Origin of the sequence: Citrobacter sp. T1.2D-1 (genome assembly GCF_950098555.1) — a bacterium.
GTDB lineage: Bacteria > Pseudomonadota > Gammaproteobacteria > Enterobacterales > Enterobacteriaceae > Citrobacter_A > Citrobacter_A telavivensis.
This window is the reverse complement of record NZ_CATNHH010000023.1, coordinates 14,056-33,638: the sequence shown is the minus strand read 5'-3', so window position 1 is coordinate 33,638 and position 19,583 is coordinate 14,056. Positions and strand designations below refer to the sequence as shown.

Here is a 19,583-nt window from a genome sequence, read left to right as displayed (position 1 = left end):
AAGTGATTATATAATGAACAAGACAGAGCTATACGCGGATCTGAACCGCGATTTTCAGGCATTAATGGCAGGAGAAACCAGTTTTCTGGCCACGCTGGCAAACACCAGCGCGCTGTTGTACGAACGTCTTTCGCAAGTGAACTGGGCGGGATTTTACCTGCTTGAGGGCGATACGCTGGTATTAGGTCCGTTTCAGGGCAAAATTGCTTGTGTACGGATCCCGGTGGGTCGCGGCGTGTGCGGCACAGCTGTTGCCCTAAACCAGGTGCAGCGGATTGACGACGTTCACGCGTTTGATGGCCACATTGCCTGCGATGCGGCCAGTAATGCGGAGATTGTCCTGCCAATAACCGTTAAGGGCCATATTATTGGCGTGCTGGACATCGACAGTACGGCGTTTGGGCGCTTCACCGCTGAGGATGAACAAGGTCTTTGCCGGCTCGTCGCGCAGCTTGAAACCGTGCTTGCAATGACGGATTACAAAAAATTCTTTGCGAGCATCGCAGGATAATCAACGGATACCGTAGCAATTACTGATGGCGTCATTATAATGACGCCTGTTCATGCCTGCGGCTTGTTGGCTACGTCCGTTGTAATCAGGAAATTTCATGGAAAATCAACCTAAGTTGAATAGCAGTAAAGAAGTAATCGCGTTTTTGGCCGAGCGTTTTCCGCAGTGCTTTAGTGCGGAAGGCGAAGCGCGCCCACTGAAAATTGGCATTTTTCAGGATCTGGTAGAGCGTATTGAGGGCGAAATGAACCTCAGCAAAACGCAACTTCGTTCCGCTTTACGTCTTTATACTTCGAGCTGGCGTTACCTGTACGGCGTTAAGCCGGGCGCAACGCGTGTCGATCTCGACGGCAACCCTTGTGGGGAGCTGGATGAGCAGCACGTTGAACATGCGCGTAAACAGCTTGAAGAAGCGAAAGCTCGCGTTCAGGCGCAGCGTGCTGAACAGCAAGCGAAAAAACGCGAAGCTGCCGCTGCCGCAGGTGAAACCGAAGACGCACCTCGCCGTGAACGTAAGCCGCGTCCTGCACCACGCCGCAAAGAAGCGACTGAGCGTAAACCGCGTGCTGATAAACCGGCCGCGAAAGCGCCGCGCGCACCTCGTGAAGAGAAATTGACTCCGGTTTCGGATATTTCAGCGCTGAGCGTTGGACAGTCTCTGAAGGTGAAAGCGGGCAATGATGCGATGGATGCCACCGTATTAGAAATCACCAAAGATGGCGTCCGTGTACAGCTGAATTCGGGTATGTCTTTGATTGTACGCGCAGAACACCTGGTGTTCTGAAACGGAGGCCAGGCCTGGCATGAACACATTTTTTAGGCTTACCGCGTTAGCTGGCCTGCTTGCAATAGCAGGCCAGACCTTCGCTGTGGACGACATTACGCGTGCCGATCAGATTCCTGTTCTTAAGGAAGAGACACAGCACGCGACGGTGAGTGAACGCGTTACGTCGCGTTTTACGCGTTCTCACTATCGTCAGTTCGATCTCGATTCGGCCTTTTCCGCCAAAATTTTCGACCGCTATCTGAATTTACTCGACTACAGCCACAACGTGCTGTTGGCGGGGGATGTCGAGCAGTTTGCGAAGAAGAAAGGGCAGTTGGGCGACGAACTGCGCTCGGGTAAGCTCGACGTTTTTTACGATCTCTATAATCTGGCGCAAAAGCGCCGTTTCGAGCGCTTTCAGTACGCACTGAAAGTGCTGGAACGTCCGATGGATTTCACCGGGACTGATACCTTTAATCTCGATCGCAGCAAAGCGCCCTGGCCGAAAGACGAGGCTGAGCTTAATGCGCTGTGGGACGGTAAGGTGAAGTTCGATGAGTTAAGTCTGAAACTGACCGGCAAAGACGACAAAGAAATTCGTGAGACGCTGACCCGTCGTTATAAATCCGCGATCCGTCGTCTGACGCAAACCAACAGTGAAGACGTCTTCTCACTGGCGATGACGGCGTTTGCTCGCGAAATTGATCCACATACCAACTATCTCTCACCACGAAACACCGAACAGTTTAATACTGAAATGAGCCTGTCCCTTGAAGGGATTGGTGCCGTGTTGCAGATGGACGATGACTATACGGTCATCAACTCCATGGTAGCCGGCGGTCCGGCGGCGAAGAGCAAAGCGATTAGCGTTGGCGATCGCATTGTCGGTGTGGGTCAGACGGGCAAAAGCATGGTCGATGTGATCGGCTGGCGTCTGGATGACGTTGTTGCGCTCATCAAAGGGCCAAAAGGCAGCAAGGTTCGTCTTGAAGTTCTGCCTGCCGGCAAAGGAACAAAAACCCGAACGGTCACACTGACGCGTGAGCGCATTCGTCTGGAAGACCGTGCGGTTAAGATGTCTGTGAAGACGGTGGGTAAAGAGAAAGTCGGCGTACTGGATATCCCGGGCTTCTATGTTGGCCTGACTGACGATGTCAAAGTTCAGTTGCAGAAACTGGAAAAACAGAATGTCAGCAGCATCGTAATCGATCTGCGCAGCAATGGTGGCGGAGCGTTGACGGAAGCGGTTTCGCTGTCGGGTCTGTTTATTCCTTCTGGTCCGGTGGTTCAGGTTCGCGACAATAATGGCAAAGTCCGTGAGGACAGCGATACGGATGGCGTTGTTTACTACAAAGGTCCGCTGGTGGTGCTGGTCGATCGCTTCAGCGCGTCGGCATCGGAAATTTTTGCAGCCGCCATGCAGGATTACGGTCGCGCGCTGATCGTCGGTGAACCGACCTTCGGTAAAGGTACCGTGCAGCAGTATCGTTCGCTGAACCGTATTTACGATCAGATGCTGCGTCCGGAATGGCCTGCACTGGGTTCCGTCCAGTACACGATCCAGAAGTTTTATCGCGTGAACGGCGGCAGTACCCAGCGTAAAGGCGTCACGCCCGATATCATCATGCCAACAGGGAATGAAGAGACAGAAACCGGCGAGAAGTTTGAAGATAATGCGTTGCCGTGGGATAGCATCGACGCCGCAACGTATGTGAAATCAGACGATCTGACGCCGTTCGGTCCTGAGTTACTCAAAGATCACAACGCGCGTATTGCGCAGGATCCTGAGTTCCAGTACATCATGAAGGATATCGCCCGTTTCAATGCGATGAAGGACAAACGTAACATCGCGTCTCTGAATTACGCGCAGCGTGAAAAAGAGAATAACGAAGATGATGCGATGCGTCTGGCGCGAATCAATGACCGGTTTAAACGTGAAGGAAAACCGGTTCTGAAGAAACTGGACGACCTGCCAAAAGATTACCAGGAGCCGGATCCGTATCTTGATGAAACGGTGAAGATTGCGCTGGATCTGGCGACGCTTGAGAAAGCGAAGCCCGCGGAACAACCCGCTGCGGCGAAGTAACCTCAGACAGGCACAAGAAATTGTGCCTGTTTTTTTTAACAAGCGCATGAAGTCGTCAGTCTGGTACAACAAAATGTAAAGTTGTGTCTTTCTGGTGACTTACCGGGCATTGATACTTGAAAATAGCGGTACGACCCATACGATGTGGGTAATCGCATAGTGCGTTTTGTTAAGTTGAGGTTAAAAGAAAATTATGATGCGAATCGCGCTTTTCCTGTTGACGAACCTTGCCGTCATGGTCGTTTTCGGGCTGGTGCTGAGCCTGACAGGGATTCAGTCGAGCAGCGTTCAGGGCCTGATGATTATGGCGCTGCTGTTCGGTTTTGGTGGTTCCTTCGTTTCACTGCTGATGTCCAAATGGATGGCGTTACGTTCCGTCGGTGGGGAAGTGATAGAGCAGCCGCGTAACGAAAGAGAACGCTGGTTAATGAATACGGTCGCCACGCAGGCGCGTCAGGCCGGTATTGCTATGCCGCAGGTTGCTATTTACCATGCGCCGGACATTAACGCGTTTGCCACCGGGGCGCGTCGTGATGCGTCTCTGGTCGCGGTCAGTACCGGCTTGCTGCAAAACATGAGCCCGGATGAGGCTGAAGCGGTTATTGCTCATGAAATTAGCCATATCGCGAACGGTGACATGGTCACCATGACGCTGATTCAGGGGGTCGTGAACACCTTTGTTATCTTTATCTCGCGCATTCTGGCGCAGATCGCCGCGGGTTTTCTCGGTGGCAACCGTGATGAAGGCGAGGGTAGCAACGGCAACCCGATGATCTATTTTGCTGTCGCGATGGTACTGGAACTGGTCTTCGGTATTCTGGCGAGCATTATTACCATGTGGTTCTCTCGTCATCGTGAGTTCCACGCCGACGCGGGTTCCGCCAAACTGGTTGGTCGTGAAAAAATGATTGCCGCGCTGCAGCGTCTGAAAACCAGTTACGAACCGCAGGAAGCATCCAGCATGATGGCCTTCTGCATTAATGGTAAAGGTAAATCACTGAGTGAACTGTTTATGACTCACCCGCCGCTGGATAAACGTATCGAAGCGCTGCGAAGTGGGGAATACCTGAAGTAAGCCTGTCGGCAAAAGAGAGAGAGCGCGTCCACGGACGCGCTTTTTTTATCCCTGCGCTCGAGGTTGTGTGATGCGTAAACCACTCACCACCGCCGCCACGGTTGCCAGAATCCCCGCAGCCAGCAGAGAAACATGCGTGCCGTTATCCCCGAACTGGTTCAACAGCAGCGCGACCAGCGCCGCGCCTGAACTTTGTCCCAGCAAACGAGCGGTTCCCAGCATGCCGCTCGCGCCACCGCTGCGTTCGCGCGGCGCTGACGTGATGATTGTGTGATTATTGGGTGACTGAAACAAACCAAACCCGGCACCGCAGAGGATCATCGGCCAGATGATATTGAGATCGGACGGTACGGCAGGAAGCAGCACCAGCGCAAACAGTCCGCTAGCCATCACCAACAGGCCCAGCGCCCCCAGCAATCCCGCATGGACGCGCTCTATCAGATACCCGGCCAGCGGTGCCATGACCATCGTTGCCAGTGGCCAGGGAGTGAGCAGCAGACCCGTTTCAACTTCACTGCGACCCAGTACCGTTTGCAGGTAGAAGGGAAGGGAGACCATCGCCAGCATCTGTGCGCAGAAGGAACAGATTGATGTCCCTATCGACAGTGAAAACAGGGGAATACGCAGCAGGTCGACCGGCAATAGCGGCACCGGTAGTGAGAGTTGACGACGGATAAAGAAGTAGCCCACCACGACCAGCGCCGCCAGTTCAGCACCGACCAGCGTCAGGGACTGCCCCTGTGCAAAACCGCTCAGTGCGGTGATCAGCAGACCAAAGGTCAGTGCGTTCATCACGGCGCTGGGGATATCAAAACGCGGTTTATTGCTGCGTGAACCATTGGGCGGCAGGAATCGTATCGCCAGAATTAGCGCAATAATTCCTAATGGCACGTTGATCAGGAACAGCCATTTCCAGGAGGCGATTGAGAGGATCGCCGCGGCAATGGTGGGGCCAGCGGCTGCAGAGACGGCAACGATAAAGGAGTTGATGCCCATCCCGCGTCCCAGATGGCGCTGAGGATAAATCAGACGGATCAACGCGGTGTTGACGCTCATCAGCGCCGCGCCGCCAAACCCCTGCACGACACGCGCCATCGTCAACACCTGCAGCGAGTCTGCGAGTGCGCAGAACAGTGAAGCCAGCAGAAAGACGACCAGTCCGCATTTGTAGATGCGTCGATAGCCAAACATATCGCCCAGGAACGACAGCGACAGTAACGAGACGACAATGGCAATCTGATAGGCGTTGACGACCCAGATTGAGCTGGCGGCGGAGGCGTGTAAATCATCGGCAATGGTGGGGAGTGCCACGTTGGCAATGGCACCATCCAGTACGGCCATCGAAATACCAATAACAATGGTTAAAATGGCGCCATATCGCTGCGGAAGCGGCAGGCCGTCGGCCTGGGGTTTATTCATGTGATTGATAGTTTCTGCGAAGAATATGATCAGGGTAGTGATTCTAGCATTGATATTCAGGCTTTATGTCGCAGATTTGTAACGAAGTTAGCAAAGATGGATTGCGGGCGCCTGACCATGAAATTATAATAAAAAATCGTTCTGATTTTTATAAAACACTCGTAATGAGGTGATAGATGGCTAACGCAGATCTGGATAAACAGCCTGATTCTGTATCTTCCGTGCTGAAAGTTTTTGGCATTCTGCAGGCGCTGGGTGAAGAGCGCGAAATAGGGATTACCGAGTTATCACAACGCGTCATGATGTCAAAAAGCACCGTTTATCGCTTTTTACAGACCATGAAAACGCTGGGTTATGTGTCGCAGGAAGGGGAGTCCGAGAAGTATTCTCTGACGCTGAAACTGTTTGAACTGGGCGCGCGTGCGCTACAGAACGTTGACCTTATCCGCAGTGCGGACATCCAGATGCGTGAACTCTCTCGTCTGACTAAAGAGACCGTGCACCTCGGTGCGCTGGATGAAGACAGCATCGTATACATCCATAAGATTGATTCGATGTACAATCTGCGCATGTATTCGCGTGTCGGTCGTCGTAACCCGCTTTATAGCACCGCGATTGGTAAAGTGCTGCTGGCCTGGCGCGATCGTGATGAAGTGAAACAGATTCTGGACGGCGTTGAGTACAAACGCAGTACCGGGCGCACCATCACCACCACGGAAGCATTGTTGCCCGTGCTGGATAAAGTTCGTGAACAGGGTTATGGCGAAGATAACGAAGAACAAGAAGAAGGTTTACGCTGCATTGGCGTACCGGTATTTGACCGTTTCGGTGTCGTGATTGCTGGCCTGAGCATCTCCTTCCCGACGCTGCGTTTTTCCGAAGAAAACCTGCATGACTACGTTTCGATGCTGCATACTGCGGCGCGTAAAATTTCTGAACAGATGGGTTACAACCATTATCCATTCTGATGACGTCATGATGGCGATATTAAGAAACTGCCGACTTTCGCGCCGGCAGTTTTATCCTGATGACATCCTGCTTAGGATTACGCGTTGCGGTCATCACGGCGGCGGATCTTAACCGTTATCGACGACCACGGTACTTTTACGCAATAGCGGGCAATCCGTTAACCCAATGATACCGCTATCGGTATGAACATATTGCGCGGTGGCGGTTCCTCGCGCGGTGAGATACTTACACTGCAGCCCCAATCCGGCCGCATTCTCCTGACTGCCTATCAGAACACCATATCCGCTGAGTAATAATCCAATCCAGACAAGCGCAAACAACACGATAGCGCGAATAATCAAACGCATTATGACCTCTTTTCTTCTATAAGTTAGACTGAGCTTAGCGTCTACGCGCATTGATACAAGTAAATGATTCTTAAAAAATCGCGAATGTTCTCTGTAGTTAGTCCTGGTTTAAGATACACATGATATTTTGGTGGCATAAGATGTTGATGCGGAGAGTGGAGTGAAAAAGTTTCGATGGATAATTCTGGTGGTGGTGGTGCTTGTGTGCCTGTTGCTATGGGCCCAAGTGTTCAACATCATGTGTGACCAGGATGTACAATTTTTCAGCGGAATTTGCGCCATCAATAAATTTATCCCCTGGTGAGATCATTTTTTCATCTGTTGATTACCTTCCTGTGGCGCGGTGGTAAAATGATGCGTCTACATTGAGGTGGTGAAATGAACGAAGTAGTGAATTCCGGCGTGCTTAATTTTGCGTCGTTGATTGTATCGGTGGGGGTTCTGGTTGTTGGGCTGGTGCTGTGGTTCTTTATCAACCGTGCAAGCTCGCGAACCAATGAGCAGATTGAGCTGCTTGAAGCGTTGTTAGATCAGCAGAAGCGACAAAATGCCTTATTGCGTCGTCTCTGTGAAGCGAACGAACCGGAAAAAGTGGCTGAGGCATCGCTGAAGGCCAATGACCCGCAAGAGGATGATGACATCATCCGTCTGGTCGCAGAGCGTTAATCCTTTGTAAAACAGGAAGCGAATGGACTGGCATCCCGCCGGTCTTTCCTTCCTGGGTCATTATCCTGCACGCTATTAGTGCAGTTACATATCTCTTCGCTATATCCGTTCCTTCCTGAGTCATTCCGTTGGTTATTGTCTGCACACACTTAATTATATTTTTCCATACGTTAATAATGTGAACTTCCCCGTTTTGTGAGAATGATCGGCTTTATAATAATCGAAACGTTTCTTTCCCTATTTTTGTGCATTGTCATCATTCTTTCATTAAATGAGTGCATAAGAACAGTGGATATCAGGTTGGACCGAAATGTGTTGTTATTATGATAACGGGCCATTTTGTGTTGAGACAAATTATGCATAACAAAGCAGAATTTGTGATAACGGCCTGACTCCACGTTTCATCATCGCGATGATCTGGAAGTCATGAAGTTATTGAGCTATGGTTGAAAAGTCCCCGTTGCGATGCTGGTCTGACAAGGGCTCAGCAAGAACGCGGGAATATATCGGCTTGAGAATTGACGCATAACTGTGCAGATACTCTGTGTCGACTGGTGAGATTTGTGCGACCGATCGAGACACGTTTAAAAATGGCTTGCCATAATTAACGTTGTATGTGATAACACGTTTTGGGTTAAACGAGGTACAGTTCTGTTTATGTGTGGCATTTTCAGTAAAGAAGTCCTGAGTAAACACGTTGTCGTTGAATACCGCTTCTCTGCCGAACCTTATATTAGTGCCTCAAGCAGTAATGTCTCAGTTTTATCTATGTTAGGCCTGCGGGCTAAGAAAACACTCTAAGGAATTTTGCAAATGGCAAAGATTAAAGGTCAAGTTAAGTGGTTCAACGAGTCTAAAGGTTTTGGCTTTATTACTCCGGCTGATGGCAGCAAAGACGTGTTCGTACACTTCTCCGCTATCCAGGGTAATGGCTTCAAAACTCTGGCTGAAGGCCAGAACGTTGAGTTCGAAATTCAGGACGGCCAGAAAGGTCCGGCTGCTGTTAACGTAACAGCTATCTGATCGACACCACTGATTTGAAGCGCGTCTGCGCATCAACCTCAGATTTAAAGCCTCGCTGATGCGGGGCTTTTTCATGCATCTTCCTTCAAAGTATGTCTGAATACCTTCTTCGTTAGCGCTTTGTTGCAAAGCCGTGATGTTATTAGCATAGTTTTCCCCGCTTTCCCGCCGTTATTCCCGTTAAATCAGTCACCTGAATATCATGTTTGCCGGAGAACAGGTGAAAAAGAAAAGTGATGGTACGGCGCGAAGTTTCACACCGCTACGCTTTGCACTACTTTGTATAGCCATATTGCTGAGTCTGGGAATGCTATTGGGACGCGTCGCATGGTTGCAGATTGTTGAACCCGATTCCCTGGTCAGGCAAGAAGATATGCGCTCGTTGCGCGAAGTCACCACGGCATCGCCGCGCGGAATGATTACTGACCGGCAGGGACGGCCACTGGCGGTGAGCGTACCGGTGAATGCGGTCTGGGTTGATCCGCAAACCTTGTTGAGTAAAGGCGGCGTTGGCGCCAACGAACGCTGGCAGGCGCTGGCGAATACGCTGCATCTCTCGCTCACAACGCTGGCGGCGCGCGTTAACCACGATCCGTCGGCACGGTTTATCTACCTTGCGCGTCAGGTCTCTCCTCAACAGGCGAAGTGGATAGAGAGACTGAATTTGCCCGGGATCAACTTGCGTGAAGAATCCCGGCGGTTTTACCCGGCAGGACATGTCGCGGCGAATCTGATTGGTTTTACCAACATTGACGGGCAGGGTATTGAAGGCATTGAGAAAAGCTTTAACGCACAGTTAATGGGTAAACCGGGTTCCCGTCTGGTCCGCAAGGATAAATTCGGCCATGTGATTGAAAACATCACGGAAGTCAATCCTGTACCGGCTCATGAACTTCAGCTTAGCATTGATGAGCGACTGCAGACGGTTACCGAAGATGCGCTGGACAATGCGGTTAGCTGGAATAAAGCGGAATCCGGAGCCGCCGTGCTGGTGAACATTGCCACCGGTGAGATTCTGGCGATGGCCAGTTTCCCCGATTTTAACCCGAATAATCGGGATGGTGCGGGGCTTGACGATTTTCGCAATCGAGCGATTAGCGATACCTTCGAACCGGGATCGACGGTGAAACCGCTGGTCATCATGACGGCGCTTGAGCAGGGGATTGTGCAGCCTGACAGCGTAATCGATACCCATCCATTTTTTCTCGACGGGCATCGCATCCGCGACGTGGGTTTTTATCCGGAACTGACGCTGACCGGTATTTTGCAAAAATCGAGTGACACCGGAGTATCGCATCTCTCGCTGGCGATGCCCATTCAGCAGTTAGTGGATACATATCAGCGTTTTGGCTTTGGTCAGCCCACGGGACTGGGACTCACCGGGGAGAGTCAGGGGCTGATGCCACAGCGTCACTACTGGAGCGATTTGGATCGTGCAACATTTGCCTTTGGCTACGGCCTGATGGTGACACCGCTTCAACTGGCGCACGTCTATGCCACGATTGGCAGTTTTGGCCTTTACCGACCGCTCTCCATCACGCGTATCGATCCGCCGGTCATCGGCAAACGCGTGATGTCCGAAGCGTTGGTCAGACAGGTAGAACATATGATGGAAAGTGTTGCTCTGCCGGGTGGCGGCGGAACGAAGGCGGCGGTTCGGGATTATCGCGTGGCGGTTAAAACCGGGACTGCGAAGAAAATCGGTGATGACGGTAAATACGTGGATAAATATGTGGCCTACACCGCAGGCGTGGCGCCAGCCAGCAGCCCGAAGTTTGCACTGGTGGTGGTGATTAACGATCCGCAGAACGGCGCCTATTACGGCGGTGCCGTATCGGCACCCGTTTTTAGCCAGATTATGGGCGATGTGTTGCGACTGGAAAACGTCAAACCGGATGGCATGCCCGCCGACTCCAGTCATCTGTTGGTAATGCATGGCAATCCGCAGACATTCCCTGTGCGCTAAGTGATTCTCCCTGGGCGTAAATCGCGTTACACTTGCGCCCTGAATTCACCTGCCGGAGTTGTTATGTCGTTTTCCTGCCCCCTTTGTCACCAGCCTCTCGCGCACGTCAATAACAGTTTTATCTGTCCGCAGCGGCATCAGTTTGATGTGGCAAAAGAGGGATACGTCAACCTGTTGCCGGTGCAGCATAAGCGTTCGCGCGATCCGGGTGACAGTGCGGAGATGATGCAGGCACGGCGTGCGTTTCTTGATGCCGGACACTATCAGCCGCTGCGTGACGCCATCGTTGAACAACTTTCCATGCGCCTCGACGCGTCGGCGGCCTCGATTCTTGATATCGGTTGTGGTGAAGGGTATTACACTCACGCCTTTGCTGATGCGCTGCCTGCGGCGACCACTTATGGACTGGACGTGGCGAAGGTCGCCATCAAAGCGGCGGCCAGGCGCTATCCGCAGGTGACATTCTGCGTTGCATCGAGTCATCGTCTGCCGTTTGCTGATGCCAGTCAGGACGCGATTGTGCGGATTTACGCGCCGTGTAAAGCAGAAGAACTGGCGCGTGTGGTCAAGCCGCGCGGATGGGTTCTCACTGCAACGCCGGGAGCGCGGCATTTAATGGAGTTGAAAGGGCTGATTTACGATGAGGTCCGACTCCATGCGCCGCATACCGAGCAACTGGAAGGGTTCAACCTGCTGGAAGATATCGCGCTGGCGTACCCGATGAGCCTGAGTGGGAAGGAAGCGGTGGCGCTATTGCAGATGACACCTTTTGCATGGCGGGCGAAGCCAGAGGTTTGGGAACACCTGGCGAGTAGAGAAACGTTTGACTGCCAGACGGATTTTCGTCTTCACCTCTGGCAGCGCGCGGATTAACCGTGAAAGTGTGTCCAGAGGATCTGGACGCCGATACCGATCAGCACCACCCCGCCCAGAATTTCAGCCCGTTTGCCAAGCAGCGGGCCAATGAAGCGACCGACCATCATCCCCAGCGTGGACATAATCAACGTGGCACAGCCGATAGCCAGTGCGGTAGCGATAATGTTGACCTGCAGGAACGCCAGCCCTACACCGACCGCCATGGCGTCGAGGCTGGTGGCGATGGCGGTAGTGACCAGTAACCAGAAACCGTGACGGCGCAGCGGTTCATCGTCTTCATCATCCGCGCCGCGAAATCCTTCTATAATCATTCGCCCGCCCAGAAAGGCCAGAAGAATGAAGGCAATCCAGTGATTCCATTCCAGTACGAATTTGCTGGCTAACATGCCCAGCGCCCAGCCGATCAGCGGCGTCAATGTTTCGACTGCGCCGAAGATCAAACCGGTGCGTAGCGCTTCAGAGAATTTGGGTTTATGCAGGGTGGCGCCTTTGCCAATTGATGCCGCGAAAGCATCCATCGACATGCCGAAAGCGAGAATAATAGTGGCAGTGATATTCATGACAGCGTCCTGACCGGGGTTTCCATAAAACACACCACTGCCCCCAGTAAACATGCACACCTGAACACAGGCGTTCATACAGTATGCATAGCAGTTGATGTGCCTATGGTCTCGCCTGACTGAAAGAGATTTCAGTCCGTACGTGCCACGTTTTGCAACGAGTATGTTGACACGTACATTTCCGGAGTCTGGAAATCGGCTACTCCCCAAATGACGGCGCAACCTTAACATATTTTGAGAATATAAAACAACTGCGGAGAAATATTATTTGACTTCTAATTGAAAACGATTTTCATTTAGATTTATTGGTAGATAGAACGTTAAAATAAATAACATCTTTACGCCTGGGTTATAGCCTTAGCTATGTTTTTAATTACAATTAAATTGCGAAAAACAAAGCACAGGCTATGTTTCTAACTCACTGAGAGGAAACGAGAAGTTTATATATCTTTTCCAGGTCGTCGATATTTCGTACGCGAATAAGCAAACGCCTTTGTTCTAATTGCATCACCAGAACACCATCTTCCGATAAATTCATCTCTTTAATGCGGTTATATTCTATCCATACGTTGGCGAAGAAAAATCCACCCTGTTTGAAGAGGATCTTCGGTACCCGGATCCAGAAAATATAAAGCCCCATCAACGCCAGTGCACATAATAACCATGTGGTCATGATAGCCCCATGGCTGGTGACATTGTTGTAGATAAGAATCGCGATGAGGCCGATGAAGATGACGCTGTCCACGCGGCTTCGGCGTAGCAGGGGGATGGCAAGCAGAGTCTGGCCATTGCGGCGTGGCATGATGAACTGATCGTAAATGGCGTAAGCCAGCAACGCGGCAATAAAGAAAACCAGCACCAGGTCCGTAATAGTCATTAATCCTTGTTCCTCCAGATAAAAAAAACGGGGCCGTTAAGGCCCCGGTAGTGTACTACAGTCTTACAGACCCAACAGGCCGACCGCATATCCCGCGATACCGATGACGAAGAAGCCAACGATAATCCACAGCGGGTTGACTTTCTTACGCAGCAGCCACATACAGGCGAAGGTAAGCAGTAACGGAACCAGACCCGGCATCAGCTGGTCGAGAATGGTCTGGACGGTGGTAACGCGCGTCTGACCATCCTGACCGGTGATGGTTGAGACCACCAGCGGGATGTTCACGTGCGTCCATTTGTTCACCAACGCCCCCATGACAAACAAGCCGAGGATTGACGCCCCCTCAGTCAGTTTTTGCAGGAAGCCGCCGCCCATATCCTTAACAATATCGACACCTTTGCGGTAACCGTAGGCGACACCGTAGTAACGGGTCAGCAGACGGACGGCGTTGAACAGAATGAAGAACAGCAGCGGACCCAGCAGGCTGCCGCTCATCGCGATACCCGCACCTAGCGCAGCAAACACCGGACGCACAGTACCCCAGAAAATCGGGTCACCCACGCCTGCCAGCGGCCCCATCAGACCCACTTTGATACCGTTGATGGCACCATCATCAATCTCTGCGCCGTTAGCACGCTGTTCTTCCATCGCCAGCGTTACGCCGAGAACTGGCGCCGCAACGTACGGGTGGGTGTTAAAGAATTCCAGGTGACGCTTGATGGCTTGCTTACGCGCATCGTTGTTCTCGGGATACAGGCGACGAATAGCCGGTACCATGGAGAAGCAGAAACCCAGCGCCTGCATACGTTCGAAGTTCCATGAACCCTGAAACAGGTTAGAACGAATGAACACGCCACGAATGTCACTCTGTGTGAGTTTTTTCTCAGTGGTAGTTTTAGTCATATCAACCATTTCGCTCACCTGCTAGTCCAGTTCGTTATCGAGGGAGTTGTCACCCGCAGCCTGCGCTGGTGCACCCGCCACGCGGTTATATTTCGGGCTCAGTTGGATGTAGAGGATGGCCATTACCGCACCAATCACACCCAGAGCAACCAGGTTGAAGTTAGTAAATGCGGCAGTCACGAAGCCGAGGTAGAAGAACGGCATCAGGTAGCCTGCACGCATCATGTTGATAACCATCGCGTAACCGACCACAACGATCATGCCACCGGCGATGTTCAGACCGCCTGTCACCACTTCCGGAATCGCATTCAACATGCCCTGAACTTCGCTGGTCCCTACGGAAATCGCAACGATAACCGCCGGGATAGCGATACGCATCGCCTGCAGGAACAGGGAAGAGACATGCAGCCAGGAGAGCGCCGTCAGGTTACCGTTTTCCGCCGCTTTATCCGCGGCGTGCTGGAATGCCACGGTGATAGTACGAACGATAATAGTCAGAACCTGGCCTGCTGCGGCCAGCGGAATAGCCAGCGCGATACCGGCACCGATGCTTTGGTGACCCGCGATAACCAGAACGGTAGAGATAATGGACGCTAGTGCGGCATCAGGTGCAACGGCAGCCCCGATGTTCATCCAGCCCAGGGCGATCATTTCCAGGGTACCACCGATGATAATACCGGTTTTCATATCTCCGAGAACGGCACCAATCAGCGTACAGGCCACCAGTGGGCGGTGGAACTGAAATTCATCGAGTACCGACTCCATACCCGCGATACATGCGACGATGAACACCAGCACAATCTGAAGAGTGGTAATCTCCATTGTACTTCTCCTATTGCTATAACAGCCTTAAGTGTGAAAGCTCATTCAATGCCAGGGGGTTACTTGCCCACTTTGGCAATCAAATCCATCATTTTCAGTTTCTGATCGGTCGACACTTTACGCGCCTCAAGCTCAATACCGCGGGCATTGAGTTTGTTAAAGGCTTCGATGTCTTTTTCATCGACAGAGATGGCGTTGTTGACCTGCGTTTTGCCCTGACGGAAAGCCATACCGCCAATGTTAACGGAGGTGATTTTCACGCCGCCTTCGACAATGCGCTCAACATCGGTCGGGTTGGTGAACAGCAGCATCACACGTTCGCCAGCATATTTCGGGTTGTTATAAACGCGAATCATCTTGGCAACATCGACCACGTGAGCAGTCACGCCAGGAGGCGCTACCTGCGTCAACAGCGTTTTACGCACGGTGTCTGCAGCCACTTCATCGCTGACAACGATAATACGGGTAACGTTGGTTTCTTTGGTCCAGCGGGTAGCCACCTGACCGTGGATTAAACGGTCATCAATACGGGCAAGACCGATTTGCATATAATCGTTCGGTCCCATCGGTTTTGCCGGGGCCGCGGCTTTGGGGGCTGCTGCGACAGGGGCAGGGGCGGCTTTTTCTACCGGTTTCGCTTTCAGCGCTTTCACGCCTTCGCGACCGGTTTCAACTGCCAACGCCACCAGCTCGTCGAAGCTCGGGTTGTCGTCACGCGCCATCAGCGTTTCGACCAGCATAGGGATGTTCACCCCGGCAATGACTTCATACTGCTCTTTGTCGACGACAATGCGGCTGGCAGCGTTGAATGGACTGCCTCCCCATGTATCGACGAGAAACAGCACGCCGTTACTGGTATCGAGTTTTGCCAACTGAGCGTTGTACTTTTCAATCAGCGTTTCAGCATTCTCGCCGGGCACGAAATCGATCCAGCCGACGTTTTCCTGCTCGCCTAACAGCATTTCTGCTGTCTTGAGTAACTGCTCTGCAGCCCAACCATGTGTGCCTATAACAATAGCAATGGTCACTTGCTACCTCCTTTATTATCGTTAACACATCAACGTGAGAGATGTATTTGAATCGCCGTCCGCAACAGAATCGATTCAGATAAGGGTTACAATGAAAAACATATGATGTCCGCGAATTATTTTAGATATCGAAAAAAATATTTTATGTGATGAAGATCCGTAATTTAGCTTTCGCCAATGAGAAATTTCGTAGAGTAAAATATCTCTGTTACAACTCTTTGCAAAGGAAGGTAAATCTTTGCCAAAAACACATTGCCTCTGTTATGTTTACGTTCTGTTTAACTTACCAGGAGTATAGGGCACTAGCCCGCTGTATGGATCGTCACCGACGTCATTTCACCTTCAGGCCGCATCGCGCCTGCCAGTCTGGCATTTCTTGCCACACGTTTTGTCTGCACCGTGTTTTATCGCCTGTTAACCATTCCTTAAGCAGGAGCTTGTCATGGAATTCTTAATGGACCCCTCGATTTGGGCGGGTTTGCTCACGCTTGTCGTCCTGGAAATTGTCCTGGGTATCGATAACCTGGTCTTCATTGCGATTCTTGCGGATAAGCTGCCGCCAAAGCAGCGTGACAAAGCGCGCCTGATTGGTTTATCCCTGGCGCTCGTGATGCGTCTGGCCTTGCTATCCATTATTTCGTGGATGGTCACGCTGACCCAACCGCTATTCTCCGTCATGGATTTCACCTTCTCCGGTCGCGATCTGATTATGCTGCTGGGGGGGATCTTCCTGTTGTTCAAAGCCACGACGGAACTTCATGAACGGCTGGAAAACCGTGAACATGACTCCGGGCATGGCAAAGGGTATGCCAGCTTCTGGGTCGTTGTGACGCAGATCGTTATTCTGGATGCCGTGTTCTCGCTGGATGCCGTCATTACCGCCGTCGGCATGGTGAACCATCTGCCCGTGATGATGGCAGCGGTGGTGATTGCGATGGCGGTGATGCTGTTGGCATCCAAGCCGCTGACGCGTTTCGTCAACCAACATCCGACGGTGGTAGTGCTCTGCCTGAGCTTCCTGCTGATGATTGGTCTGAGCCTGGTCGCTGAAGGTTTTGGTTTCCATATTCCGAAGGGCTATCTGTACGCCGCGATTGGCTTCTCAATCATTATAGAAGTGTTTAACCAGATTGCGCGTCGCAACTTTATTCGTCATCAGTCAACATTGCCGCTGCGTGCGCGTACGGCTGACGCGATCCTGCGTCTGATGGGCGGAAAGCGTCAGGCTGCGGTCTCGCATGAATCCGAAAGCCAGGCTGCCGTTCCGATCCCGGAAGGGGCATTTGCGGAAGAAGAACGCTATATGATTAACGGCGTTCTGACGCTGGCACAGCGCTCGCTGCGCGGCATCATGACCCCGCGAGGTGAAATTAGCTGGGTGGATGCCAGTCTGAGCGTCGATGAGATCCGCGAACAGTTGCTCTCTTCTCCACACAGCCTGTTCCCGGTGTGTCGTGGTGAACTGGATGAGATAATCGGTATCGTACGGGCGAAAGAGCTGCTGGTGGCGCTGGAAGAGGGTGTCGACGTAGCGGCTATCGCGTCTGCTTCACCGGCCATTGTGGTGCCGGAAACGCTGGATCCTATCAACCTGCTGGGCGTTCTGCGTCGTGCACGCGGTAGCTTTGTTATCGTCACCAACGAGTTTGGCGTGGTACAGGGGCTGGTTACGCCGCTGGATGTCCTCGAAGCCATTGCCGGTGAGTTCCCGGATGCTGATGAAACACCAGAAATTACCGTTGACGGCGATGGCTGGTTAGTCAAAGGCGGTACCGATCTGCATGCTCTGCAACAGGCGCTGGCAGTGGATAATCTGGTCGATGAAGATGAAGACATCGCGACGGTTGCGGGACTGGTGATTGCCGTTAATGGTCACATTCCCCGTACGGGTGATGTGGTTGAGGTTCCTCCGCTGAGTATTACCATTATCGACGCCAATGATTACCGCGTGGATCTGGTGCGAATTGTTAAAGAGCAACCTGCGCATGAAGAAGAGGAGTAATCTCCTCTAACGCAGAGGCACAGCGGGCGTCATGCGTCCGTTATGCCTGGGTGGCGGCGGGTGACTGCCCGCCAGCCACTGCGGAAAGTCGCGCAGCGGCATTGGCTTTGCAAATAAAAATCCCTGCAGCAAATCCACACCGTGACGGCGCAAATGCTGCGCCTGCTCCTGTGTTTCAACCCCTTCCGCGACCAGTTCGATATGCAGACGCTGCCCGAGGGCGATAATGATATCGGTAACCGTCGAGTTAACGGCATCAGTGCCAATGGCGTTGGTAAAGGACTTATCAATTTTCAGAATGTCAGGACGCAACTTTTCCAGCCATGACAGCGAACTGTTGCCGGTACCAAAGTCATCGAGCGCCAGCTTGATGTTTTGCTGTTGCAACTCGCGAACGATCCGATAATCAACGTCCCGCAGCGCATCCCGCTCGGTGAGTTCAATCACCAGTTGCTGAATGGGGTGCTGACTGAACCAGTACTGTTCGAGATCTTTCAGTAATTCACCCTGTTGGAAATGGCTGGCAGCAACATTAATGCCAATATGAAACTGACTGCTCATGGGAAAATAATGACGTTGTCGAATGGTTTCTGCTATCACATAGCGCGTTAGCGGTGCGATCTGGTGATGTTCTTCGGCAATAGGAATAAACACGTCAGGCGAAATCCACCCCTGACGAGGATTATTCCAGCGCAGCAGGATCTCCACCCCCACGCACTGTTTAGTCCGCGCGTTCAGTAACGGCTGGCAAAAAAGCTCAAATTCGCGTTGTGCCAGCGCGAGATTAATCTCCCAGGAAAAGCTCATCCGGTTGGCAGTGGCCAGCCACGCGAGATACCCCACCAGCAGACTGAGCATCAATGCCAGAGGCAGTTGCGCGGGCAGGGCTTTGAGCGCCAGTGCTTCTGCGGCAGGCCCGGTCACGCTAATGGTAAAAGGATAATGTTGCGAGGCGAGTTGATAACGCTGTTCATCTTTGAGCGTGGGCAGAGTCTCCACCACGCCGTTCCCGTAAATCAAATGCCGGTTGCCGACCGTCAGGCTGGCTCCGGTAATCAGCGGTTTACGCGGTTCCAGTAGCAAGGTGGTAAGCAGGTCGATATTGACAATTTCCAGTACACCGTCCTTACCGTCGGGAGAAGCCGGGTACCACTGGATGAGAATCGGGCTGCCTTTAATGAGCAGCGGGTCGGTGGACAGCAGCAGCTGCGCATTTGCGGTGGGTAGTTCAGGTTGGAGTTGGTGAACCGGGATATTGCGATAGCCAAAGACGCTGGAGCAGTAGAGTATACCGCGCTGGACCAGGGCGATTGCGCGAACCGTTTGCAGTCTGGCGGCCTGTTTGCGCAGTGGAAGATGCGTAACGGAACAGGGAAGACCAATCAGCGGCAACAGAATATCGCGGCCATTTTGCAACGGACGCAGTACTTCATCGAGCGTGGCGACCGCCCGGGAGGCAAAGGTCGCCGTGTGGTGGTGATTTAAATTCCGCTCCGAAATAAATCGGACGCTCAGGGTCAGGATGAGCGTAACAAGCGCACAAAGAGTACAGAGAATAAAACGATTGCGACGATATTTATTTATGATCCGTTGTGCTGTCTGCATGCGGCCACCTGATAACCGTCAGCCACAAAAGCCAACCGTAACAGAGCAAGTGTAGTGGGGAAATGGCGAACAGACGAGG

General features: G+C 52.3%; 21 protein-coding genes. 13 read left to right on the top strand and 8 right to left on the bottom strand.

Features of this window, described 5'->3' with window-relative positions; translation table 11 throughout:
• Positions 1 to 13: 13 nt before the first annotated feature.
• The 4 genes from QQZ17_RS16305 to htpX all read left to right on the top strand — a co-directional run bounded on the left by QQZ17_RS16305 (position 14) and on the right by htpX (position 4,438).
• Entirely contained in the window at positions 14 to 511 is a 498-nt protein-coding gene (locus QQZ17_RS16305) for a GAF domain-containing protein (protein WP_152404153.1), read from the top strand.
• A 97-nt stretch (positions 512 to 608) separates the two neighbouring features.
• Complete coding sequence (gene proQ, locus QQZ17_RS16300) at positions 609 to 1,295, top strand: RNA chaperone ProQ (RefSeq protein WP_152404155.1); 687 nt, start codon at positions 609 to 611, stop codon at positions 1,293 to 1,295.
• Positions 1,296 to 1,314: 19 nt separating this feature from the next.
• Positions 1,315 to 3,363, top strand: a complete 2,049-nt coding sequence (prc, locus tag QQZ17_RS16295; protein WP_152404157.1) for a carboxy terminal-processing peptidase — start codon at positions 1,315 to 1,317, stop codon at positions 3,361 to 3,363.
• A 193-nt stretch (positions 3,364 to 3,556) separates the two neighbouring features.
• Complete coding sequence (gene htpX / locus QQZ17_RS16290) at positions 3,557 to 4,438, top strand: protease HtpX (protein ID WP_042318474.1); 882 nt, start codon at positions 3,557 to 3,559, stop codon at positions 4,436 to 4,438.
• Positions 4,439 to 4,483: 45 nt separating this feature from the next.
• Here htpX and QQZ17_RS16285 read toward each other — a convergent pair whose 3' ends face one another.
• A complete protein-coding gene (locus tag QQZ17_RS16285; RefSeq protein WP_152404158.1) occupies positions 4,484 to 5,857 on the bottom strand; it encodes an MFS transporter in 1,374 nt (457 codons plus the stop codon).
• A gap of 176 nt (positions 5,858 to 6,033) precedes the next feature.
• On the opposite strand from QQZ17_RS16285, the gene kdgR reads away from it, so the two are divergent.
• Positions 6,034 to 6,825, top strand: a complete 792-nt coding sequence (gene kdgR, locus QQZ17_RS16280) for a DNA-binding transcriptional regulator KdgR (RefSeq protein ID WP_046481145.1) — start codon at positions 6,034 to 6,036, stop codon at positions 6,823 to 6,825.
• A gap of 108 nt (positions 6,826 to 6,933) precedes the next feature.
• Here the strand turns inward: kdgR and QQZ17_RS16275 are convergent, their stop codons facing one another.
• Positions 6,934 to 7,173, bottom strand: coding sequence for a YobH family protein (locus QQZ17_RS16275; protein ID WP_042318478.1), 240 nt, complete (start codon positions 7,171 to 7,173; stop codon positions 6,934 to 6,936).
• Between the two features lie 160 nt (positions 7,174 to 7,333).
• Here QQZ17_RS16275 and mgrB point away from each other — a divergent pair, with 160 nt between their 5' ends.
• The 6 genes from mgrB (at position 7,334) to rlmA (ending at position 11,701) form a co-directional block, all read left to right on the top strand.
• Entirely contained in the window at positions 7,334 to 7,477 is a 144-nt protein-coding gene (mgrB, locus tag QQZ17_RS16270) for a PhoP/PhoQ regulator MgrB (protein WP_042318479.1), read from the top strand.
• A 74-nt stretch (positions 7,478 to 7,551) separates the two neighbouring features.
• The gene (locus QQZ17_RS16265; protein ID WP_152404160.1) at positions 7,552 to 7,839 is read left to right on the top strand and encodes a YebO family protein; all 288 of its coding nucleotides are present in this window, start codon (positions 7,552 to 7,554) and stop codon (positions 7,837 to 7,839) included.
• 657 nt (positions 7,840 to 8,496) lie between these two features.
• The gene (locus tag QQZ17_RS16260) at positions 8,497 to 8,640 is read left to right on the top strand and encodes a DUF2627 domain-containing protein (RefSeq protein ID WP_042318481.1); all 144 of its coding nucleotides are present in this window, start codon (positions 8,497 to 8,499) and stop codon (positions 8,638 to 8,640) included.
• Between the two features lie 12 nt (positions 8,641 to 8,652).
• On the top strand, positions 8,653 to 8,862 hold the full coding sequence (gene cspE, locus QQZ17_RS16255) for a transcription antiterminator/RNA stability regulator CspE (protein ID WP_001062678.1): 210 nt from the start codon (positions 8,653 to 8,655) through the stop codon (positions 8,860 to 8,862).
• 220 nt (positions 8,863 to 9,082) lie between these two features.
• A complete protein-coding gene (gene ftsI, locus QQZ17_RS16250; protein ID WP_152404162.1) occupies positions 9,083 to 10,828 on the top strand; it encodes a peptidoglycan glycosyltransferase FtsI in 1,746 nt (581 codons plus the stop codon).
• Between the two features lie 63 nt (positions 10,829 to 10,891).
• Positions 10,892 to 11,701 (top strand): 23S rRNA (guanine(745)-N(1))-methyltransferase, encoded by an 810-nt coding sequence (gene rlmA / locus QQZ17_RS16245; protein ID WP_152404164.1) that lies wholly within the window; start codon positions 10,892 to 10,894, stop codon positions 11,699 to 11,701.
• Here rlmA and mntP read toward each other — a convergent pair.
• The 5 genes from mntP to manX form a co-directional block, all read right to left on the bottom strand.
• Positions 11,698 to 12,264: a manganese efflux pump MntP gene (gene mntP, locus QQZ17_RS16240; RefSeq protein WP_152404166.1), complete on the bottom strand. Its 567-nt coding sequence runs from the start codon at positions 12,262 to 12,264 to the stop codon at positions 11,698 to 11,700. The two genes, rlmA and mntP, sit on opposite strands and share 4 nt — an antisense overlap.
• 418 nt (positions 12,265 to 12,682) lie before the next feature.
• Positions 12,683 to 13,141, bottom strand: a complete 459-nt coding sequence (locus QQZ17_RS16235; RefSeq protein WP_152404168.1) for a DUF986 family protein — start codon at positions 13,139 to 13,141, stop codon at positions 12,683 to 12,685.
• A gap of 63 nt (positions 13,142 to 13,204) precedes the next feature.
• Positions 13,205 to 14,056, bottom strand: a complete 852-nt coding sequence (locus QQZ17_RS16230) for a PTS mannose transporter subunit IID (protein WP_042318485.1) — start codon at positions 14,054 to 14,056, stop codon at positions 13,205 to 13,207.
• 12 nt (positions 14,057 to 14,068) lie between these two features.
• Positions 14,069 to 14,869 carry a PTS mannose/fructose/sorbose transporter subunit IIC gene (locus QQZ17_RS16225; protein ID WP_042318487.1) on the bottom strand — a complete coding sequence of 267 codons (801 nt, stop codon included), beginning with the start codon at positions 14,867 to 14,869 and terminating at the stop codon, positions 14,069 to 14,071.
• 59 nt (positions 14,870 to 14,928) lie between these two features.
• Positions 14,929 to 15,897: a PTS mannose transporter subunit IIAB gene (gene manX / locus QQZ17_RS16220; protein WP_044264749.1), complete on the bottom strand. Its 969-nt coding sequence runs from the start codon at positions 15,895 to 15,897 to the stop codon at positions 14,929 to 14,931.
• Between the two features lie 149 nt (positions 15,898 to 16,046).
• On the opposite strand from manX, the gene QQZ17_RS26475 reads away from it, so the two are divergent.
• Complete coding sequence (locus QQZ17_RS26475; protein WP_371305669.1) at positions 16,047 to 16,352, top strand: protein YoaL; 306 nt, start codon at positions 16,047 to 16,049, stop codon at positions 16,350 to 16,352.
• Positions 16,340 to 17,899 (top strand): CNNM family cation transport protein YoaE, encoded by a 1,560-nt coding sequence (gene yoaE, locus QQZ17_RS16215; RefSeq protein ID WP_152404170.1) that lies wholly within the window; start codon positions 16,340 to 16,342, stop codon positions 17,897 to 17,899. The genes QQZ17_RS26475 and yoaE overlap by 13 nt, the downstream gene beginning before the upstream one ends.
• 6 nt (positions 17,900 to 17,905) lie before the next feature.
• On the opposite strand, the gene QQZ17_RS16210 is transcribed toward yoaE, so the two are convergent.
• The gene (locus QQZ17_RS16210; protein ID WP_152404171.1) at positions 17,906 to 19,504 is read right to left on the bottom strand and encodes an EAL domain-containing protein; all 1,599 of its coding nucleotides are present in this window, start codon (positions 19,502 to 19,504) and stop codon (positions 17,906 to 17,908) included.
• Positions 19,505 to 19,583 lie beyond the last annotated feature (79 nt).